This window comes from Streptomyces albofaciens JCM 4342 (assembly GCF_008634025.1).
In the GTDB taxonomy this organism is placed as follows: domain Bacteria; phylum Actinomycetota; class Actinomycetes; order Streptomycetales; family Streptomycetaceae; genus Streptomyces; species Streptomyces albofaciens.
In genome coordinates this window covers 4,581,649-4,600,800 of record NZ_PDCM01000001.1, presented here as the reverse complement: position 1 = coordinate 4,600,800, position 19,152 = coordinate 4,581,649, and the positions used below count along the sequence as shown (strand labels likewise).

17 protein-coding genes are annotated in these 19,152 nt (G+C 73.4%); 12 read left to right on the top strand and 5 right to left on the bottom strand.

Features of this window, described 5'->3' with window-relative positions:
* Positions 1-20: 20 nt before the first annotated feature.
* Positions 21-1,511, top strand: a complete 1,491-nt coding sequence (locus CP973_RS20260; RefSeq protein WP_150242702.1) for a GMC family oxidoreductase — start codon at positions 21-23, stop codon at positions 1,509-1,511.
* Between the two features lie 66 nt (positions 1,512-1,577).
* On the top strand, positions 1,578-2,519 hold the full coding sequence (locus CP973_RS20255) for an aldo/keto reductase (protein ID WP_244409620.1): 942 nt from the start codon (positions 1,578-1,580) through the stop codon (positions 2,517-2,519).
* Between the two features lie 10 nt (positions 2,520-2,529).
* Here the strand turns inward: CP973_RS20255 and CP973_RS20250 are convergent, their stop codons facing one another.
* The 3 genes from CP973_RS20250 to CP973_RS20240 form a co-directional block, all read right to left on the bottom strand.
* Positions 2,530-3,270, bottom strand: a complete 741-nt coding sequence (locus tag CP973_RS20250) for a class I SAM-dependent DNA methyltransferase (RefSeq protein ID WP_150242700.1) — start codon at positions 3,268-3,270, stop codon at positions 2,530-2,532.
* Positions 3,271-3,478: 208 nt separating this feature from the next.
* Positions 3,479-4,261, bottom strand: coding sequence for a class I SAM-dependent methyltransferase (locus CP973_RS20245; protein WP_150242698.1), 783 nt, complete (start codon positions 4,259-4,261; stop codon positions 3,479-3,481).
* 322 nt (positions 4,262-4,583) lie between these two features.
* Positions 4,584-5,060 carry a hypothetical protein gene (locus CP973_RS20240; protein WP_167538392.1) on the bottom strand — a complete coding sequence of 159 codons (477 nt, stop codon included), beginning with the start codon at positions 5,058-5,060 and terminating at the stop codon, positions 4,584-4,586.
* Between the two features lie 467 nt (positions 5,061-5,527).
* On the opposite strand from CP973_RS20240, the gene CP973_RS20235 reads away from it, so the two are divergent.
* Positions 5,528-6,289, top strand: coding sequence for a MerR family transcriptional regulator (locus CP973_RS20235; RefSeq protein WP_150242694.1), 762 nt, complete (start codon positions 5,528-5,530; stop codon positions 6,287-6,289).
* Positions 6,290-6,616: 327 nt separating this feature from the next.
* Here the strand turns inward: CP973_RS20235 and CP973_RS20230 are convergent, their stop codons facing one another.
* The gene (locus CP973_RS20230) at positions 6,617-7,177 is read right to left on the bottom strand and encodes a hypothetical protein (protein WP_167538391.1); all 561 of its coding nucleotides are present in this window, start codon (positions 7,175-7,177) and stop codon (positions 6,617-6,619) included.
* A 413-nt stretch (positions 7,178-7,590) separates the two neighbouring features.
* Positions 7,591-8,580, bottom strand: a complete 990-nt coding sequence (locus CP973_RS20225) for an SDR family NAD(P)-dependent oxidoreductase (RefSeq protein ID WP_150242692.1) — start codon at positions 8,578-8,580, stop codon at positions 7,591-7,593.
* 194 nt (positions 8,581-8,774) lie between these two features.
* Here CP973_RS20225 and CP973_RS20220 point away from each other — a divergent pair, with 194 nt between their 5' ends.
* The 9 genes from CP973_RS20220 to CP973_RS20180 all read left to right on the top strand — a co-directional run bounded on the left by CP973_RS20220 (position 8,775) and on the right by CP973_RS20180 (position 19,103).
* On the top strand, positions 8,775-9,578 hold the full coding sequence (locus CP973_RS20220; RefSeq protein WP_150242690.1) for an alpha/beta fold hydrolase: 804 nt from the start codon (positions 8,775-8,777) through the stop codon (positions 9,576-9,578).
* Positions 9,578-10,846, top strand: a complete 1,269-nt coding sequence (locus CP973_RS20215; protein ID WP_150242688.1) for a SpoIIE family protein phosphatase — start codon at positions 9,578-9,580, stop codon at positions 10,844-10,846. The genes CP973_RS20220 and CP973_RS20215 overlap by 1 nt, the downstream gene beginning before the upstream one ends.
* Positions 10,847-10,884: 38 nt before the next feature.
* The gene (locus tag CP973_RS20210) at positions 10,885-11,223 is read left to right on the top strand and encodes an STAS domain-containing protein (RefSeq protein ID WP_150242686.1); all 339 of its coding nucleotides are present in this window, start codon (positions 10,885-10,887) and stop codon (positions 11,221-11,223) included.
* A 160-nt stretch (positions 11,224-11,383) separates the two neighbouring features.
* On the top strand, positions 11,384-11,818 hold the full coding sequence (locus tag CP973_RS20205; protein WP_150242684.1) for a DUF2690 domain-containing protein: 435 nt from the start codon (positions 11,384-11,386) through the stop codon (positions 11,816-11,818).
* Between the two features lie 164 nt (positions 11,819-11,982).
* Positions 11,983-12,873: a hypothetical protein gene (locus CP973_RS20200; RefSeq protein ID WP_150242682.1), complete on the top strand. Its 891-nt coding sequence runs from the start codon at positions 11,983-11,985 to the stop codon at positions 12,871-12,873.
* Positions 12,866-14,632, top strand: coding sequence for a GMC family oxidoreductase N-terminal domain-containing protein (locus tag CP973_RS20195; protein WP_150242680.1), 1,767 nt, complete (start codon positions 12,866-12,868; stop codon positions 14,630-14,632). Before CP973_RS20200 ends, CP973_RS20195 begins: the two co-directional genes overlap by 8 nt.
* Positions 14,633-14,745: 113 nt before the next feature.
* Positions 14,746-16,713, top strand: a complete 1,968-nt coding sequence (locus CP973_RS20190) for a hypothetical protein (RefSeq protein ID WP_150242678.1) — start codon at positions 14,746-14,748, stop codon at positions 16,711-16,713.
* A 307-nt stretch (positions 16,714-17,020) separates the two neighbouring features.
* Entirely contained in the window at positions 17,021-17,689 is a 669-nt protein-coding gene (locus CP973_RS20185) for a hypothetical protein (RefSeq protein ID WP_150242676.1), read from the top strand.
* Between the two features lie 499 nt (positions 17,690-18,188).
* Positions 18,189-19,103 (top strand): phosphotransferase family protein, encoded by a 915-nt coding sequence (locus tag CP973_RS20180; protein ID WP_167538390.1) that lies wholly within the window; start codon positions 18,189-18,191, stop codon positions 19,101-19,103.
* The last annotated feature ends 49 nt before the right edge of the window (positions 19,104-19,152 follow it).

Genomic DNA, 19,152 nt, shown 5'->3' with positions numbered 1-19,152 from the left:
CACGACTCGACGGAACGCCCATGACGAACCCACCCGCCCTGCCCGGCTTCGACACCGTCGTCCTCGGCGGCGGAGTGGCCGGCTGCGTGCTGGCGGCCCGCCTCTCCGAGAACCCCGACCGTTCCGTGTGCCTGGTGGAAGCGGGACCCGATCACGGACCGCGGCAGGAGAGCTGGCCGCAGAAGGTACTGAACGCCCGTGCCCTGCCACGCGACGACGTATGGGAGCGGCACGGCGCCTTCCACCGCGTCCGGGCCCGGATCCTGGGCGGCTCCTCGTGCATCAAGGGCGCCTGGAACACCTGGGGTTCGCACGCCGACCACGCCGAGTGGACACGGGCGGGCGGCGACCGGTGGTCGGCCACGGCGCTGGAACCGTACCGGCTCCGGGCCGTGGAGCGCATGGCGCTGCGGACCGTCCCGGACCGCGAACTCTCCCTGTGGGCCTCGTCCGCCCTCCTGGCGGCCCGGGACCTCGGCCACGAGGAAGTGGACATGGCGGCCCCCGGCCGGCCCGGCTACGGCCGTCCGCTGCTCAACGCCGTCGACGGCCTGCGCTTCAACGCCGCCTTCGCCTACCTGGACCCGGCGGTCCGGTCCCGGCCGAACCTGACGATCCTCAGTGATGTCCTGGTGGACCGGCTCGACGTACGGGCGGGCCGGGTGCGCGGCGCGCGCGCCGTCCTGGACGGCCGTCCCGTGACGCTGACGGCCGATACGTACGTGCTGACGTGCGGCACCTTCGGCTCCCCCACCGTGTTGCTGCGCAGCGGCGTCGGACCGGCCGCGCACCTGGCGGAGCACGGCATCCGGTGCGCGGCGGACCTGCCGGGTGTCGGCGGCAACCTGTCCGACCAGCCCGGCGTCTTCGTCCCGCTGTCCCCCACGCGGGAACTGAACGCGGCGCTGGCGGCGAAGGAAGCGGAGGGGCGGCTGTACGTCAGCCGGATGCTGATCCGGGCTGCCAGCGAGTACTGTCCGGACGGGGCCTGGGACCTGCATCTCCTGCCCACGGCCGGCCCGCCGCTGGTCGGCGCGCTGCCGCCCGGACAGTACGAGGCCGGTGTCTCCGCCTTCCTGATGAAACCGGCCTCGCGCGGGCAGGTCCGGCTCCGCTCGGCCGACCCGGAGGCGCCTCCCGAGATCACCCCCGCCTTCCTGACCGACCCCGGCGGCCGTGACCTCGCGGTCGTCCGGTCGGGACTGGAGAAGGTGCGGGAGCTGGCCTCAGCCCTGAAGTCCCTGGCGGTTCCAGGGGACGGAGCGCCGGCCCACACGCTGCCCGACGACGAACTCCGCGGCCGGGTGGGCACCTACTGGCATCCCGTGGGGACCTGCGCCATGGGGCCGGCGGACGACCCGCAGGCCGTGGTCGACGGGCAGGGCGCAGTCCACGGTGTGGCGGGACTGCGGGTGGCCGACGCCTCGATCCTGCCGACCGTGCCCGCCGCCAACACGCAGTTGCCGGTGCTGGCCGTCGCCGAGATGCTCGCCCAAACCCTCGGGACCTGACCGGCGTACCCCGCCCGGCACCCAGCCCCTCGCGCCCACACTCCTCACCCCCACCCCGGAGACCGCATGGCAGCACAGACCGACATCCGCAGACACAAGCTGGCCTACGGCTGCATGGGACTCGGCGGCGGCTGGGACACCCGGCCGTACACACCCCAGGACATCCAGCACGCCGAGACCGCGATCGAGGCGGCCCTGGCCGCCGGCATCACGGCGTTCGACCACGCCGACATCTACCGGCACGGCAAGTCGGAGGCCGTCTTCGGCGAGGTGCTCGCCCGTACGCCCGGGCTGCGGGAGCGCGTCGTCCTGCAGACCAAGTGCGGCATCCGGCTGCCCGAAGGCGACCGGCCCGGCCACTACGACCTGCGGGGAGTAAGCATCCTGCGGCGGGTCGAGGAGAGCCTCGCCCGGCTGCGCACCGACGTCCTGGACGTCCTCCTCCTGCACCGCCCCGACCCCCTCGCCGACCCGCAGGACATCGCCGGGGCGCTGGCCTCCCTCCACGCCCAGGGGCTGGTCCGCCAGTTCGGCGTGTCCAACATGAACGGCCCGCAGATCGCCGCCCTCCAAGCCCACCTGGACGTCCCCCTGGTCGTCAACCAGCTCGAAATGAGCCTGGACCGGCGCGACTGGGTGGAGTCGGGCGTCCTCGTCAACACACCGGCCGCCGCCCGGAACGGCTTCGTCCCGGGCACGCTGGAGCACTGCGCGGCCAACGGCATCCGACTGCAGTCCTGGGGCTCACTCGCCCGGGGCCGCCTCACCCACGCGGACACACCGGCGGGCCACCTCGTCACCGCCCTCGCCCGGCGCAAGGACACCACACCCGAAACCGTTCTCCTGTGGTGGCTCCGGCGCCACCCGGCAGGCATCACCCCCGTCGTGGGCACCACCCGCCCCGAGCGCATCGGTGCCTGCGCGGACGCGGTGCGCCGCGAGCCGGAACTCACCCACGAGGAGTGGTACGAGCTGTGGATCGCCGCACGGGGCGCCCCGCTCCCCTGACGGGCCGGCCTCAGGCCGGCTTGCGCCATACGGAGATGTGCTTCGCGGAGTCCTGGGTGAACGGCGTCCCGTCCCAGTCCGCGACGCGGCGTTCGAGCTCCAGCCCGGCGATCCGCGCCATCAGGTCGAGCTCCGCCGGCCAGGCGTAGCGGTGCCGGGAGGCGTCGCGACGGTACCGGTCGCCGTCGCCGTCGCGGGTGAAGTGGTGCGAGACGAGGAGCTGCTCGACGAGGTCGAAGGTGTCGAAGCCGAGGTGCCGCTCGGAGACGTCGAACGGCACCGCGGCCTGGCCGGGCGGCAGGAACCGCAGCGGCGGCACGCCCAGTTCGATGACGAACCGGCCGCCGGGCAGCAGATGGCGTGCGGCGTTGCGGAAGCACTCGACCTGCTCGTCCTGCGTGAGCAGGTTCGAGATGGTGTTGTAGACGAGATAGACCAGGGTGAACCCGCCGGGAACGACGGTGGTGGCCATGTCCCCGATGACCACCGGGAGCGCGTCCTCGTCGATCTTGCGCCGGAGCACCGCCGCCATGTGCTCGGACAGTTCGATGCCCACCACCGGCACGCCGCGCTCCCGGAGCGGGACGCCCACGCGTCCGGTCCCGATGGCGAACTCCAGCGCCCGGCCGTCTCCGGCGAGCCCGGACAGGAAGGCGAGAGTCGGTTGGAGAACGGCGGCCGAGGACATCTCGGTCTCTTCGGCGTCGTAGCGCTCGGCGGTCGCACGGCTCCACAGCTCACTGCTCGTCATGGGCGGCCACTTTGCCGGGCACCGAGGGGCGGTGTCGACGCATTTACGTTCCCGCCCGGCAGAGCGTGCACCGGGTGGATGAACGGTTCGCCGTTCATCCACCCGGGGTCGAGAAGGTCGTGCGTCCACCCGAGGCGGGCGGAGGTGGGGACCGGCCATGGGGCGACGCCAAGCCGAAGTCCCTCCGCGGTATGCCGCCGGCCGGACCCTAGTGGCGGGGCGCCGTTGCCGTCACCGCCCAAGTGCGGTGCGGGACCGCCAGCACCTCGCCGGGGAACTGCTCGCGCAGGACGCGGTGGAGGTCCTCGGTGAAGCGGGCGATGTCCTCCGGCGGCAGGCTCGCCCCCACCCCGGCGCTGGCCCGGATGCGGCCCACCCAGTCCTGCGGGGTGTACGGCACGGCCAGGTCGAAGGAGAACGTCTCGATGCCGGTGAACCCGGCGGTCGCCAGGTCGGTCAGCCACCGCGGGTACAGGCCCGTGCCGCCGCCCATCGTCCACCTCGGGTTGTAGGCGGTGATCAGCGACTCGGTGGCCTCGACCAGGTTGCCGGGCAGGGGCAGCCAGTCGAAGTGGGCGATGACGACGTGCCCGCCGGGACGCAGCAGCCGGCTCACCTCGGCCGCCGCCTTGGGGGCGTCGAACCAGTGCCAGCACTGCCCGGCCGACACCACGTCGAACGACGCCTCCGGCAGTCCTGTGTCCTCCGCCGTCGCCACCCGGTAGTCGACCTCGACACCCGCCGCGCGGTCCAGTTCCTTCGCCTGCTCCAGCAGCGCCGCGGCCGGGTCGAGGCCGGTCACGGTGGCGCCCGCCCGCGCGAACAGCCTGGCCAGGCTGCCGGTCCCGGTGCCGATGTCGAGCACGTCCTTGCCGGGCAGCTCAAGTCCGGCGGTGACGAGCCGTTCGACCAACTCGGGCGGGAACCCGGCACGGTGACGGCTGTAGTCCTGCGCGGTGAGCCCGAAATCGGGGTCGAACTGCTTCGTCATGCGGTGCCTCCGAAGGAAAACGGTGGTGCGGTTGCTGCCGCGCGGAAGGCGTCGCGGGACGCCCGCCGCGGAGTCGGTACGCAGTGATTCGGCGTCGTCACAGCGTAGTTGATCTGTTGTCGCCGCCGTCCGGACGCGTGTGTGAGGTGACGAGCGTCTCGGCCACGTACGGAAGGATCCCGCCCTTGCGCGCACTCTCCGCGGCGACCCCTCCGACCCCGTGTCGGTGGGCACCGTGGCCGGCCGCCGGGTGGCCTTCCTCCCCCGGCACGGCGCCGGCCAAGCGGACTCGACCTGCCGTGACCAGGCGGTACTACCGAGATCAATTCCCTTTCTGCCGGACCCGGTCCTTGAGCGTGTAACCGCCTGCGATCACCTTGGTGTCGGCGGCCGGGGCTGCGCAGGGGGTCACCTTCGGCCTGCCCTTGGCCGTCGGGCCGATGAGGCCGACCCGGCTGGGACCCGCGCCCTTGGGGGCCACGTAGAAGCTCGCCCCCATCCGGGAGTGCGGGGCCATTTCGTGCTGCCAGGCGTGGTGGGGGCTGGTGCGTTCGAGAGTGCCGGTCACGGTCGCGGTGGGGCCGCCGGTGGTCAGGCAGTCGACCTTGAAGTCGGCCCACAGGACCAGGGGCGGCCGGCCCGGCCGTGCCACCTTGTGGTAGAGGCGGAAGGTGCCCCAGGACGTGGCGGGCCGTCTGGAGCCGTCCGCCGGCTCGGCACGGTGGGCGTCGACGGTGAGTTGTACGTCGTCCGCGGCGACGGGGTAGTCCCCGCGGGCCCAGCCTTTCAGAGAGGACACCAGGGTGTCCGTGGGGGCGGCAGCGGTGCGGCCGGCCGGTGCGGCGGCCGTGGGCACTGCGGCCGTGGGCACTGCGGCCATGGCGGTTGCGGTGAGAAGAACGGCGGCACGTATGGGCTGGATCTGCACGGCGGTACTCCGTTTCGTCCGATCCTTGTCGCGCATCCGGTGCGCCCACCGCACCGCGCGCCTGCGGCTGTCCGGCTGCCTGCTATGTCCGGTGCGGGCACGCGTGTGGGTGGGCCCCTCGATCGTCGTCGCTGGCCGGTGGACGGCGCGTCAGCCTCTGGTCCGGGTCGCCTCCGCCGCACGGGTGAGCCTCTGGTGCGGCGGAAACGGTCCCGCGTCGCTCGATGCGCGCGTAAGAAGGATGGAGCCGGGCTTGAAGCTGCCGCAGCGGAAGCCTCTACCGTCCTGAGCAGGGCCGGAGATTCCGGCCCGGTGCGGCACGGGTGAGGGAGGCGGCGATGGCCTGGCCGATCGCGGAGGTCGCCCGGATGTCGGGGGTGACGGCCCGGACATTACGGCACTACGACGACATCGGCCTGCTGCCGCCGGCCCGGGTCGGGGCCAACGGCCACCGCTACTACGAGGAGCGCCAACTGCTGCGGCTGCAACAGGTTCTCGTGCTGCGGGCGCTGGGCCTGGGGCTGCCGGAGATCGGCCGGATCCTGGCCGCGCAGGTCGACGAGCTGGCGGCCCTGCGGGGCCACCACCGTCGGCTGCTCGCCGAGCGCGACCGGCTGGACGCCCTGGCCGGGACCGTCGCCCGCACGATCACCGGACTGGAGCGGTCCAGGAAGGGCGGCACGGACATGATCGGCATCAGCCGGCCGGAGAATCTGTTCGAGGGCATCCGGTCTGCCCAGTGCATGAAGGTCCTGCACGGTTTCCCGGAGCTGGTCGGGGCCGTCGAGCGGCATACCGCGGCGTTGAGCAGGGCCGAGGCCGAGGCCGACGAGCGCGAGCGCACGGCGCAGCTGATCCGGCTGGCGGAGCAGCTGGCCGCCGGGCTGCCCGCCGACGCCGACGCGGTGCAGGCCGGGATCGGCGCCCAGTACCGGACGCTGGCCCGGAGCCGAGCGGCCACCGCCGAGGAGTACCGCGCGATCGGGCGTTGCTGCGTGGAGAACGCGCACTGGCGCGCGGCGTACGAGTCGATCGCGCCGGGCCTGGCCGCCTACCAGCGGGCCGCCATCGAGGCGTACGCCGCGACCCGGTTGCGCTGAGCCGGGACCGGGCCGCCGCGACGGGGGTGCGGCGGCCTCCCTGATCTCGCGAACGACACCACGGGACCGGCCCCGCGAGCGAGGACCGAGCGAATGAGGGCCGCCCGCGGGCGGGCGGCCCTCGTGGTGCGGGCGTGCGCTGGTTCCTGGAACTGCGGTGTTTCCGGTTCGTACGGTGGCCCCGGACGTGCGGTGGTCCTGGAAAGCGCTGGTCGTACGGGTCATGGCTGCGGTGCGCGGTGCCTTTCCGCTACGTCAGGGGCTCGGCCGGACGTGGGGAGCCGGCCGCTCAGCCTCGGGGCCGATGGCCGGTGGTGATCGCGGTCGTCAGCAGGGGCGGGCGTACCAGACCGGGGTCCAGTTGGCGGTGCCGGAGCCGTAGGCCGGGCCGGTGTTCCAGCGCTCGCTGCCGTCCTTGTTGTAGAAGCGGGCCACGGTGCCCGAGGTCTGGTTGTTGACCCAGGTGCCGTTGCCGACGAGGTTGGGCAGCTGGTAGTAGCCGCAGTAGTAGTAGTCGAAGCTGTTGCCGTTGTCGGCCCAGCCGCACAGGTGCCCGTAGTTACAGGCGGGTTTGATGTCGCCCTTGGCCGGTCCGGCGGCCAGGTCGTGCGCGTACTTCTGGCCGGGTGCCCGGACCAGCATGCTGCCGCCCGGCACCAGGATCTTGTTGGCGGAGACCTGCTTGCCGCCCAGGTCGGCGACGTAGTCGTCAACCTGCGCCTGGAGCTGTGCGGACTGGGTGCCGGTCAGGCCGGCCTGCCGTGCCTGTGCGGCGAAGGGGGTGGCGGTACCGGTGTCGGCCGAGGCCGCGCCGGTGAACCCGAAGACGGACGCCGCGGCGAAGGTACCGGCGGCGAGGAGCATCGCGGACATTCTTCTGACTGCCATGAAGGATCTCCCTCGGGGGTCCCAGGTCGGGCGAGCCGGTAACGCCCGGCTCGCCCGTCAAAGATGCCCCGGAGGGCAACCGGCGGACCACCCGTTTCCGGTCCACCTCCCGCCTCCCTTCCCCCACGTCACGGGTGACCGTGAAAATGGCTGCTGACCAGGGCGGAAGCGCTGTTTCCGGTCCGCGCGCCACGGTCGTACGCAGGCGGTCATCCCCGGTGACCAGCGGCACGGGATGCCCTCGGAATGCCCAAAAACGTCACTGGCGGCATCGCGGGATTTCCCTCACAACCCGGACGGTGGTCCGGACGTCGCCAGGTGTTCACCCGGGCGGCGATCAATGGACCGAAAAGCCCGCCTCCGGAATCCCACCCCGGAAGCCGACGCCGGACTCCCCTGCCCGGCAACGCCGTTCACCGGAAGCCCAGATCCGCCTCCACACCGGTCAGCGCGCAGCCGGCCTCCCACAGGCGCGCCGCGAGGGCGGCATCGGCCATCCGCTCCCCCACCGGCTCGGCCCGCGGCAGGCCGCGCAGCCCGAACACCCGCGGCCCCCACAGCTGCCCGCCCGTCGCCCGCGGGTCGAGGACGGCCCGCACGACCGGCCACGCGCCGGCGTCCTTGCCCTGGACGAGCAGTCCGGCGGGCAGTCCGCGCAGCCGCTCGCCGGAGGTCCGTACGTGCACCGGCGGGCGCGACGGCGTGAGGGAGTCCAGGGCGCCGCCGGGGTGGGCCACCAGACTGCGGACCGTGCTGCCCAGCGCGCGCAGACGGCGGTCGAGGGCGAAACCGAAGGACATCTGTGCCAGCGTCGAGCGTCCGTAGGCCCGCTTCGGGCGGTAGTCGTCACCGCGGGACTGGAGATCGTTCAGATCCAGTCGCTCGGATTTCGCCGCGATGCTGCCGACGGTGACCACGCGGGCGGCCGGCGCGGCCGTGAGCAGCGGCGCGAGCCACCGGGTCAGCGCGAAGTGCCCGAGGTGGTTGGTCCCGAACATCAGCTCATGGCCGTCCGCGGTCTCGCGGCGCGGCGGATCGTCGAGCGCCACCCCGGCGTTGTGCACCACCGCGTCGAGACGGTCCAGCGCGAGCGCGTCCACGGTGGCCGGGAGGGACGCCAGGTCCGCCAGGTCCAGCGGCACGTGCCGCACGCAGGCGTCCGGGACGCGGGCGCGGATGCTCGCCGCCGCGGCCTCGGCCCTCGTACGGTCGCGGCTGCCCAGCACGACGGTGGCTCCCGTACCGGCGAGCTGTTCCGCGACGAAGTATCCGATGCCCGCGTTGCCGCCGGTGACCAGGAAGGACCGGTCTTCGGCGGACGGCAGCCGGTGCACGTCCCAGGCCCCGAGCGGGGGCCGGCTCGCATGCGATGGCCGATGCGGGTGCTGGGTTCCGTAAGGCACGGTGACGGGCTCCTCGGTCGTGTCGTGGGGCCGCCGGACGGCGGCGGGGCGCCCGGCCGCCGCGGCGTCGGGCCCTCCCGTACGGCAAGGTCGCAGCGGCCGCCGACACGGCGCCGACGCGTCGCCGACGGCCCGCCGCCCCGCCCCGGTGGGGGCCTGTCGGGGCGATCACGGTGAATGCGAGGATGGGCCGCATGGACATCCTGCGCAGGAACAACGTCACCGTCACGGGGAACCCGGACGGACCGGCCGTGGTGCTGGCCCACGGTTTCGGCTGCGACCAGAACATGTGGCGTCTGACGGTGCCCGCCCTGGCCGATGTCCACCGGGTGGTGCTGTTCGACTACGTCGGCTGCGGCCGCTCCGACCTGTCGGCGTTCCGGGAGGAGCGCTACGCCCGCCTCGACGGCTACGCGCAGGACGTGGTGGAGATCGCCGAGGCCCTCGACCTGCGCGACGCGACGTTCGTCGGGCACTCGGTCAGCGCCATGACCGGCGTGCTCGCCGCCCGGCGGGCGCCGGAGCGCTTCGGCGCCCTGGTCATGGTCGCCCCGTCCCCGCGCTACCTCGACGACGAGGGGTACCGCGGCGGGTTCACGGCGGCGGACATCGACGAGCTGCTGGCCTCGCTGGACGCCAACTACCTGGGCTGGTCGGCCGCCATGGCGCCGGTGATCATGGGCAATCCGGAGCGGCCCGAGCTGGGCGAGGAGCTGACCAACAGCTTCTGCGCCACCGACCCCGACATGGCCCGCGTCTTCGCCCGCACCACCTTCCTGTCCGACTCCCGCGACGACCTGAAGTCGGTGACCGTGCCGACGCTGGTGCTGGAGTGCGCACAGGACGTGATCGCCCCGCGCGAGGTCGGCGCGTACGTCCACGCGCGGATCCCCGGATCGCGGCTGGTCACCCTGGACGCCACCGGCCACTGCCCGCACCTGTCCGCGCCCGAGGCCACCAACCGGGCGATCACCGGCTTCCTGACGGGGCTGCGGTGATGAGCCGCACCGGACGGGACAGCCCCGAGCCGCACGGCGCGGGCGGCGACGGCGCCACGACCGCCGCGTTCGCCGCCCTGCTGGAGGACAGTGCCGAGGAACTCTACGACTCGGCGCCCTGCGGCTATGTGTCCACGCTGATGGACGGCACCATCGCGAAGGTCAACGCCACGCTCCTGGACTGGCTCGGGCTGGAGCGGGAGGCGGTGGTCGGGCGGACGCGGTTCGCCGATCTGCTCACCGTGGGCGGCAAGCTCTACCACGAGACGCACTTCGCGCCGCTGCTGCGCATGCAGGGCGAGATCAACGGGATCGCGCTGGAGGTGCGGCACGCCGACGGCACGCGCATCCCGGTGCTGGTCTCGGCCACCGTCAAGTACGGCACCGAGGGCGAGCCGCTGCTGATCCGCGCCACCCTCTTCGACGCCCGCGACCGGCGCGCGTACGAGGAGGAGCTGCTGCGGCGCCGGCAGGAGGCGGAGGCGGCCCGCCGGCGGGCGGAGGCCGACCGCGCACGGCTCCAGGAGGCGCTGGCCGCCCTCCAGCAGAGTCTGCTGCCCACCGTGCTGCCCGACATACCGGGGCTGGAGGTGGCGTCGTACTACCACACCGCCTCCCCCGACCGGCTCGGCGGCGACTTCTACGACCTGTTCGCCCTGGACGGCAAGCGCTGGGCGTTCTTCCTCGGGGACGTGAGCGGCAAGGGTCCCCGGGCGGCCGCGCTCACCTCGCTGACCCGCTACACCCTGCGCGCCGCCGCCCTGCACGACCCGGACCCGGAGGCCACGCTCGCCACCCTGAACACGGTTCTCCACGAGCGCTACAGCGGCGGCGACCCGCGGTACTGCACGGCCATATTCGGGGTGCTGGAGCCGGACCAGGACAGCGGGGAGGTCACCGTGCGGCTCGCCTCCGGCGGCCACCCTCCGGCACTGGTGCTGCGCGCCGACGGCACCTGCGACTACCTGCCCACCCCCGGCGGGCTGCTCGTCGGCATCCTGCCGGAGCCGCGCTTCGTCAGCGCCGCCACCACCCTCGCCCCGGGTGACGGCCTCCTGCTCTACACCGACGGCCTCACCGAGGCCCGCACCGGCCCCGACCGCGCCCTGTACGGGGAGGAGGCCCTGCGTACGTTCGCCGCCGACCACGCCGGGGCGCCGCCGCGGGCCGTGATCCAGGCGCTGACCGGCCTGCTGGAAGGTTTCGGCGACGGCCTGGACGACGACACCGCCCTGCTCGCCCTCGGGGTCCCCGCCGTACGGTCCTGACCCCGTTCCGTCCCTGTCCCTCCGACCCCCGTGCAGAGATGAGTTCGCTGAAGATAACCACCCGAGACGCCGCGACCGGTCCCGTACTGGAGGTCGTCGGCCACCTCGATTACGACCACGCCGACGAGCTGCGCACCGTCGTGTCCGGCCTGACCCTGCGGCCGGGCCAGCGGCTGGTCCTCGATCTCGCGGCGATGGAGTTCTGCGACTCCAGCGGCATCACCGCCCTGCTGGCGGCGCGCCACCACGCCCTCGCCGCGCAGGCGGACGTCGGCCTGGCCTCGGTGCCCGCCAACACGCTGCGCATCCTGCGTTACGTCGGGCTCGACCAGGTCTTCACGTGCTACCCGGACAGCGACGTCGCCACGGCACCCTGACGGGCCTCCGGCCCGCCTGCCATCGCCAGGGAATGCACCGCCATAAGTCGTATTGCCCGACTTATTACCGCTCAGACCTTTTTCCGTACCGTTCGGCGTAGGCTCCCCGTCGACAGGCGGCCCCGCGAAGGGGCTTCTGCCGCATCAGGGGGTCATCACCATGCACACGCTCTCCACCGCTGTCGCCACTCTGGCCCTCGCGGCCTCCGCACTGATTCCCGCCGGGCACACCACCGTTGCCCACACCTCCGCCAAAGCTCCGCTGCTCGCCTGCAAGGGCCCGGCCTGCAACGGGCTCACGCCCGAGGAAGGCGGGTGCGCCGACAACGCGGACACGCTCGATTCGAGGACGCTGGCCGGTGCCACGGTCGAGCTCCGCTACAAGGCGGCGTGCCGGGCCGCCTGGGTCAGGGTCCACGGCCCGGTCGGGACGGTCGGCACGGTCGCCAACACCGCGAACCCGCAGAACACCTACGAGACCCGGATCGACCGGGGCAGTGACGCGCACTCCCGGATGGTCAACGACATGGACCTCAAGGCCGCCGCGTGCATGACCGTCCCCGGCGCCGGAACCGTGTGCACCGACTGGAAGTGACACCGCCCCGCCGCACGGCCCAGGGCCCTCCCGGAGATGCCGCCCCCGTCGCTCCGCCACGGAACCCGGCGTCCCGGGAGAGGCCCGGTACCTGACGCGCGCTCACCGCGTTGTTCAGTGCCGACGGCCCGGACACGGGCCACCGGACCGGACGGAGCCGCCCCATGACCGAGCCCCTGCCACCGTCCTCCCCGCCGTTGCCACGGCGCGTCTTCCTGGCCCGTACAGGCGTCCTCGGCGCCGCCGGAGCGGGACTCGCCGGTGCCCGCGGCCGGGTCGCCGCCGCGCCGGTGCCGGGCGTGGAGGAGCTGATCGCCCTGGTGCGGCCGGTGCTCACGCGGCTGGCCCTGGACGCCTTCCGAGGTCTCGCCGCCTTCGCGCTGCCCGGCGACGACGCCCACTCACGGGCGCAGGGCACGCCGCGCGGCCGGGCGGGCGGGGTCGCCGCCGAGGCCGGTGACCTGGTCGTGGCCTCGCTGGACCGGTTCGTACCGTTCCCGCAGGAGGTGGCCCGGCCGCTGACCATGGCGCTGGTGACGGCCACGGCGGAGGCGGGGATCGGACTGCCCCGGCACCTTCCGCCGGAGCTGGGGCGGCTGGACGCCGCACTGCGCCTGCTGCTGCGCGGGGACGAGAAGATCCCCCTGTCCTTCGTCGCGGCCGTGCTGCTCGGCGTCCTCGCCACGCGGGTGCACCCGGCGGCGGCCGACGGCCCCTTCCTGTCACCGTTCTCCCGGCTGTCCTACCGGGACAAGACCCGGGTGTTCGAGCTGCTGGAGCACACCGACTCCGACCTCGTCGCCCTGCTGGACACCCACCTCCCGCAACCGCTGCGCGGCTCCGTGTCCGGCCTGCTGAAGTACCTGGGCAGCGGCCTGCTGTCCCTCGTCTCCTTCGGCTGCTTCACCGAACACGCCGTGTGGGACGCCGGGCGGCGCGACATCACCGCGCTGCCCGTGGGCTGGCGGCTCACCGGCTACGACGGCCGGGCCGACGGGCTCGACGATCTCAAGGGCTACTACCGGGGCCGCAAGGAGGCCGTCGGGCATGCGTGATGTCATCGTCGTCGGCGCGGGCGGCGGCGGACCGGTGGTCGCCAAGGAACTGGCGGAGCGCGGGCTGGACGTCCTGCTGCTGGAGGCCGGCCCCCGGCACGCCCACCCCCGCGAGGAATGGACGCACTACGAGAACGACGCCAACCATCCCCTCACCGGATTCTTCCGCTTCGGCCCGGCGGACCGGGCGAAGAGCGCGTGGTTCCGGGAAACTCCGCAGAGTTCCTTTGTCATGCAGCTGTCCGGGGTCGGCGGCACGACACAGCATTACTTCGCCAATTCCCCGCGCGCCTATCCCGGCGTGTTCTCCGGCTGTTCCGGCCCGGACGCCGGCGCGTACGACATCCGTCACCGCTTCCCGTTCCCCTACGCCGAACTGGTGCCGTACTACGAGTGGGTGGAAGCCACCCTGCCCGTCCGGACAGCGGCGATGGGCACCAAGGAGGAAGTCTATTTCCAGGGGTGCGAAACGCTCGGCATTCCCGTGCAGACGGCCCTGACCACCACCGGCGATTCCTACCGTCCGCAGCAGAACGCCATTCTGCAGCCCGGCGGCCACGCCGGGCGCACGTCCGATCCCCGCCTGCTGGTCTTCCCGCGCTCCACCGGCTGTACGTTCTGCGGCCACTGCTCGCAGGGCTGCATGCAGCCGGTACGGGCGCCGCGCAACCAATTCGCCAAGCGCTCGACGGACAACAGCTACGTCCCGATGGCGCTGACCGCCGATGCCTGGTCCCCCGGCGGCCGGGCCGCCGAGCTGATCACCGACGCGTTCGTGACCCGCGTCCACACCGAGGCCGGCGCGGCGACCGGCGTCACCTGGCGCACCGGCGCGACCGGCGAGTCGCACCGGGAGGACGCGCGGGTGGTGGTGCTCGCCGGCGGCTGTACGGAGAATCCGCGGCTGTGGCACAACAGCGGCCTGCCCGACCCGAACGGCTGGGTCGGGCGCGGGCTGACCGACCACCACCTGGACTTCGTCGTCGGTGTCTTCGACCACGACGTCGGCAACAGCCGCGGCGCCGGATCCGCTGCCCGGTGCGACTTCCCCGGCCGCGGCGCCCTGGAGCAGACCGGCTTCCCGCCCGCCCTCCAGGCGCTGATCCTCACCACGTCCGACAGCGGAATCCGCGGCGCGTACACCAACGGCCGTGGCCTGTACGGCCCTTGGGACGGGCCGACCGGACGCGTCTTCGGGCCCCGGCTCGCCGAGCTGATGCAGGACGGCGGCCACGACCGGCTGCTGAACATCCTGGTGCTGACCGACGACGACGTGCAGCCCGGCAACCGCGTCCTGCCCTCCGCCTTCCCGGCCGACGCCCACGGTCCCGTGCCGAAGGTGGAGGTGCACCAGCGCCGCCGCAGCGCCCGTACGCTCGCCAACCGCGAGTTCCTGGCCCGCAAGGCGACCGCGCTGCTGCGGGGCGCGGGCGCCCGTGCGGTGCTGCGCGTCGACATGTTCCCCGTACCGCTGCACGTGCAGTCGTCCCTGCGTACGGGCCTGGACCCGGGTACCTCGGTGCTGGACGCCGACTGCCGCAGCCGCGCCGTCGACCGGCTGTACGTCGCCGACAACTCCGCCCTCGCGAACTCCCTCGGCGGCCCCAACCCGACCCTGACCACCCAGGCCCTGGCGACCCGCACCGCCGAGCGCGTCTTCACCCGGGTCTTCGGCGGGGACCCGTGGGTCCGCACCGGCGCCCCCGTCGTGTCGACCGACGTACGCGTCAGCCGCCGCCTCGCCGACCTCGGACTGTGAGCACCCGGGGACGGCACGCCTCGAAACGTCACGGTGACTCCGGCACCGTTCACTCGTTTGATGGAGGGAAGTGAGGCTCGTACCCCTGCCGGCCTTGGGAGGCGCCCCAGTCCATGGTCATGTCCCGACACCGCACCCCGGCCTGCCGTGAACGGATCACGCTCGACGAAGCCGAGGCCGCACTCGTCGAGCACTACACCGGCCTGGTCCGTCTCGCCTATCTGACGCTTCCGCCGACGCTCGGCAGACACCACAAGATCCTCGCCGCCCACGGCCTGGTGCAGCGCGCGCTGCCCGGGTTCCGGCTCCGCACGGCGGCCCTCCGGGTGCCGGCGCAGCGCCTGGGGCCGGAACGGCACGGGTCGGCATGGGTACGGGAGCGGGTGCTGCGCGCGGCGCTGGTGTACGAGCGGCGTCCGCGCGGGTGGCCGGCGAGCCTGCCGCCGCCGCGTGCGCTGCGGCCCACGCTGCCGGTGGTGTGGGGGCTGCGGCTGTTCCCGCGGGCGGGCGGCCGGGAGGAGATCGCGTTGGGGCAGGCGCTGTCCGGGCTCTCCGCCGACGCGCGCGCGGCGTTCGTGCTGTGCCGTGCGGACGGGCTGCCCGAGGCGCAGGTCCGGGCGCTGCTCTGCGCGGCCGGGGCCCGCCGCCCCGACCGCGCCCTGCGGGCCGCGCGGCAGCTCGACGCCCCGGCCGTCGCGGCGGCCCAGACCCTGCTGCGCTCCGCCGAGTTCGACGCGTGCGCGGTGCAGACCCGGCCCACGGACCTGCTGCGCCGCAGGCACCGGCTCCGCCTGGCCTGGGCGGTGGCGGCGGTGGTGGCGGTCGGCGCGGTGATGCTGGCCGCCACCGGCGCCTCGACGGGACAGCGGCCCTCGCGCCCCGTCGTGGGCGCCGCTCCGGTCGGCCACGACGACCTGGTACGGGCGTCCCGCGACGCATGGGCCGACACCGCCCGGCTGGACTTCACCGCCTGGCCGCCCCGCGGCGGGCGGACCGACGACCGTGACCTGCTCGCCCGCGCCCTCGCGACCTGGACCCACCCCGCATCAGGTACGCGCATCACCCGTACCCCCGGCACCCTCACGGCCCCTCCCCTGCCCGGCACACAACTCCTGTACGCGGGCGAGGCCGACGGCAGCGCCGTGGTGCTCTTCCACGACGGCCGGCGCGCCGTCCGCTACACCGAACCCCTCTCCACCGCCTCCTTCTCCCCCAGTCACGCCACCCTCACCTTCGCCCGCACGGACAACAGCGACATGACGACGGCCGCCGCCCTCGTCGTCAGCCGCACGCACGGCACGGCCCGCTACCTGACCGCCCCCTGGTTCACTGGAGCGCGGACGCGCGACCTGCTGCGTCCCGGTGGCCCGGCGCGGCGGTTGCGGGTATCGGCGGACGGCGTCACCGAGCCGGTGCGCAGGCCTGCGGCCACCGGCTCCTGTGCCTCCTGGCCGACCCTCGAACTCCGCCCAGCCGCCCGCATCACGGGTGATCACGCCTTCCTCACCACCGACCTCGGCGGCCTGGCGCCCGTCCACCTCACCCACACTCCCCTGCCCGGCGGCGAAGCCCCGACGTGGCAACCGCGCGAGGTGGCCGGCACGGCAGCGCTGGAAAGCTGGTCCCGCACAGCCTGCCGCCTCCCGGACCTGCCCGACGGCGTACGAACGGTCAACGTGTGGGACTTCGCCGAGCAGCCCCTGCCCGAGGGCGGCGGACGCGCCGTATGGTCGTGCGTCCGGGCCGACACCTGGCGTGGACCGGGCGAGGTGACCGTACGCTTCACGGCGCCGGGTGTGGCGGGGCGGGTGGTGGCCCGGGAACGCGCGACCGCTGCGTGCAGCCGCTACGGCCCGCGGGTCGTCGCGAGCGGGCGGTGGCGGGCGCCGTCCGGGCAGGGGTATCTGCTGGCGGCCGGGAGCCAAGGGGTTGTAGGGGTCGAGGTGGCGGGGGCGGTGCGGGCCTCGGAGGAGGGGCGGTTTCTCGCGGTACGGGCGCCTGCGGATGAGCGGGCCCGGGTCAGCGCGCGCCTGGCCGGGGGCGGGGAGCTCGTCGAGGTCGGGGGCTCGGCGGAGAACTGACGGGAGGGCGCGGGCGGGCGGCAGCGGGTGCGGCGGAGACGACGGCGCCCCGTTCCAGCCGGGGCGGGGCTTCCCGGGTGCGGGGCAACGGTCCCGATGAGTGAGCCACAGCGCCTCGCAACAGCAGGCGGGGCTGCCCCCCGAACCGCCATGCGCGAGCGTGTCACGGCCCCGACGGAACCGAGTTTTCCCTCGTCGCAGGGGTGCCGGGCTATCCACTGTGCCTTACGGCTCCTGGCGCTGGGCCCGGCATTCCGCTGTCACGTGCTCGATGCGCCGGCCCGGGGCCGTAACGGATACTGCCGACATGGGCACTTCTTCACAGGATGACGGCTCGGCCTCCGCAGGTGCCGTGGAGCGCCAGGACGAGCGGGAGCGCGCTGTCGATGAGCGGGAGCGGCTGGCGGATGCGCGGGACGCGGCCGCTGACCGACGCGAGCGCACGGCCGATGCGCGGGAAGCGTCCGCGGACGCGCGGGAGGAATCCGCCAAGGCGCGCGAGGGCCGTCTGGCCGACTGGGAGCGCGAGGTCGATGAACGCGACCGCGCGGCGGGACGGATCGCTGCCGGTGTGCGCGAGCGTGCGTACGAGCAGATCGGCCGCACCCGCGACCAGTTGGACTCCGCCTACGAGGGCCTGGCACGCAGCGAAGCTGCTCTGCGCCGCAGTGATGCACGCGACGCACGGGAACAGGACGCCGTCGCGCGCGAGGCGGCCTCGTCCGCCGCCCAGCAGGCCGCCGAGGGACGCACGCCCCGGCAGGACCTGGAGCGGCGGGAGCGTTCGTCGCGTGAGCGGGCGGCCGCTGCGCTCGGCGCGCTGGCCGACGTCCAAGAAGCTCTGGCCCGCGACCATGACCGGCACGACCGGGCGCAGCTGGCGGATCGCTACCGGCGCCGCGCCGAGCAGACGCGCCGTACAGAAGACGGACTGCGCGCCGAGACCGGACCGGCCGACGAGGAGACCGGCTCCTAACCGAGGCCCCAGGGGGCGACACGATCCGCTGCTCCGCAACGCTGGGGAGGTGTCGTGGCCCACGGCCTCCGGTGCTCCGTCGCCACGGGCGAGGCGCTGCCGGGCCGGTCGGCTTCCCGCTGGGCGTCGGCGGCGTCCCGCACCAGCAGGTGAGCCTGCCGCTGCATGCTGGCGCCACCCTTGCCCAGTGCACCGGCGGCTGGTCGAAGGCCCGCAGTCAGCGGCAGCCGACACTGCGGATGAGTGCTCGGGCGGTTGTCCTGTGTGACGAGGTGGGTATCTCCCGTTCACGGAGCCGGTACGTGAAGCCGGACCGTTTCGGACGGGCCAGGAGAGAAGCGAGGCCGATGATGAAGCCGACGCAGTGAGGTACGAGCTCTCCGCGCGCGACATGGCCGCTCACATCAGTCACCTGGCGCACAACGAGCCCGGGCGCTTGGGCCTGCCCGAGCGGGCATCAACATCTGCACCGCCATCACGGCATGCGAGGGTCCGGCTGTTGGGGCGGGGCGAGAGCTATACCGCCTGGCGCCTCGACACCGATGGAAGTCCGCCTCTGGTCATCCGGGTCACCCGCCGGGCCCCGGAGGACCTTCCCCGGCCTATCAGCCAGGAGTTCGCCGCCCTCCCTCTCCTGCCCGACGGCATCGGCCCCTCAGCCGTGCTCCTGGAACAGCAACGCGACAATCCTCTGGGGGCTCCCTACATGGTGTGCGGGTACGTTGCCGGCCGGGTGGTGCAGCCCACCCAGTGGAACGACACCCTTCTGGCCGCACACGCCCGCCAGCTGAGCAGGCTCCACGCCCGGACCTTCGACCGGTGCGGCGACATCGACGCACCGACGGACGAACAGGCCACACACCTGTCACTGACCGGATTGTTCACCAGCAGCCTCACCTGGTGGAGCGAGACATTCCCGCACGTGGTCAACGATCCGGAGGTCAGCCGGCTGCTTTCCCGCGTGGAAGCCTTCGTGGCGTCCGCGGAACCCGCCTTCCGGCGCCTGGAACGCTTCGCCCTCATTCACGGGGACCTCGTAGTTCCCAACATCCTGGTCGACGGCGCCGGCACTCCGCGCTACGTGGACTGGGAGTGGGCCCAGATCGGCGACCCGGCACAGGACCTGGCGTACATCGGTGGCTATGTGCCGGCTCCGCCGTGGTACCTGCCGCTGGACCGTACGAGGATCCGCCGGTTGCTGGAGAACTACCTGCGGCATGTTCCCGCCACCCGCGACGAGACGCTGGACAGCCTCACCACACGCCGCGACGCGTGGGAGGTCTACGAGCGGTTCTTCTCCTCCCTGCATTTCCGCACCCGGCGCGACTCCCCCGAGGACCTGCGAACCGGTCTGTATACCCATGCGGTCGCCCAGCTCACCTCCGGTCTCCGCCACCGCCTCGCCTCGTTGTGACCCGGCCCTCGTTGGCGCCGGAGCGGAACCGGTCCTCGATGCAGACACC

Excerpts from the sequence above, each read along its gene's own strand:
- CP973_RS20260 (WP_150242702.1), top strand. The coding sequence starts at position 21 with ATGACGAACCCACCCGCCCTGCCCGGCTTCGACACCGTCGTCCTCGGC.
- CP973_RS20255 (WP_244409620.1), top strand. The coding sequence starts at position 1,578 with ATGGCAGCACAGACCGACATCCGCAGACACAAGCTGGCCTACGGCTGC.
- CP973_RS20250 (WP_150242700.1), bottom strand. The coding sequence starts at position 3,270 with ATGACGAGCAGTGAGCTGTGGAGCCGTGCGACCGCCGAGCGCTACGAC.
- CP973_RS20245 (WP_150242698.1), bottom strand. The coding sequence starts at position 4,261 with ATGACGAAGCAGTTCGACCCCGATTTCGGGCTCACCGCGCAGGACTAC.
- CP973_RS20235 (WP_150242694.1), top strand. The coding sequence starts at position 5,528 with ATGGCCTGGCCGATCGCGGAGGTCGCCCGGATGTCGGGGGTGACGGCC.
- CP973_RS20230 (WP_167538391.1), bottom strand. The coding sequence starts at position 7,177 with ATGGCAGTCAGAAGAATGTCCGCGATGCTCCTCGCCGCCGGTACCTTC.
- CP973_RS20220 (WP_150242690.1), top strand. The coding sequence starts at position 8,775 with ATGGACATCCTGCGCAGGAACAACGTCACCGTCACGGGGAACCCGGAC.
- CP973_RS20215 (WP_150242688.1), top strand. The coding sequence starts at position 9,578 with ATGAGCCGCACCGGACGGGACAGCCCCGAGCCGCACGGCGCGGGCGGC.
- CP973_RS20210 (WP_150242686.1), top strand. The coding sequence starts at position 10,885 with ATGAGTTCGCTGAAGATAACCACCCGAGACGCCGCGACCGGTCCCGTA.
- CP973_RS20205 (WP_150242684.1), top strand. The coding sequence starts at position 11,384 with ATGCACACGCTCTCCACCGCTGTCGCCACTCTGGCCCTCGCGGCCTCC.
- CP973_RS20200 (WP_150242682.1), top strand. The coding sequence starts at position 11,983 with ATGACCGAGCCCCTGCCACCGTCCTCCCCGCCGTTGCCACGGCGCGTC.
- CP973_RS20195 (WP_150242680.1), top strand. The coding sequence starts at position 12,866 with ATGCGTGATGTCATCGTCGTCGGCGCGGGCGGCGGCGGACCGGTGGTC.
- CP973_RS20190 (WP_150242678.1), top strand. The coding sequence starts at position 14,746 with ATGGTCATGTCCCGACACCGCACCCCGGCCTGCCGTGAACGGATCACG.
- CP973_RS20185 (WP_150242676.1), top strand. The coding sequence starts at position 17,021 with ATGGGCACTTCTTCACAGGATGACGGCTCGGCCTCCGCAGGTGCCGTG.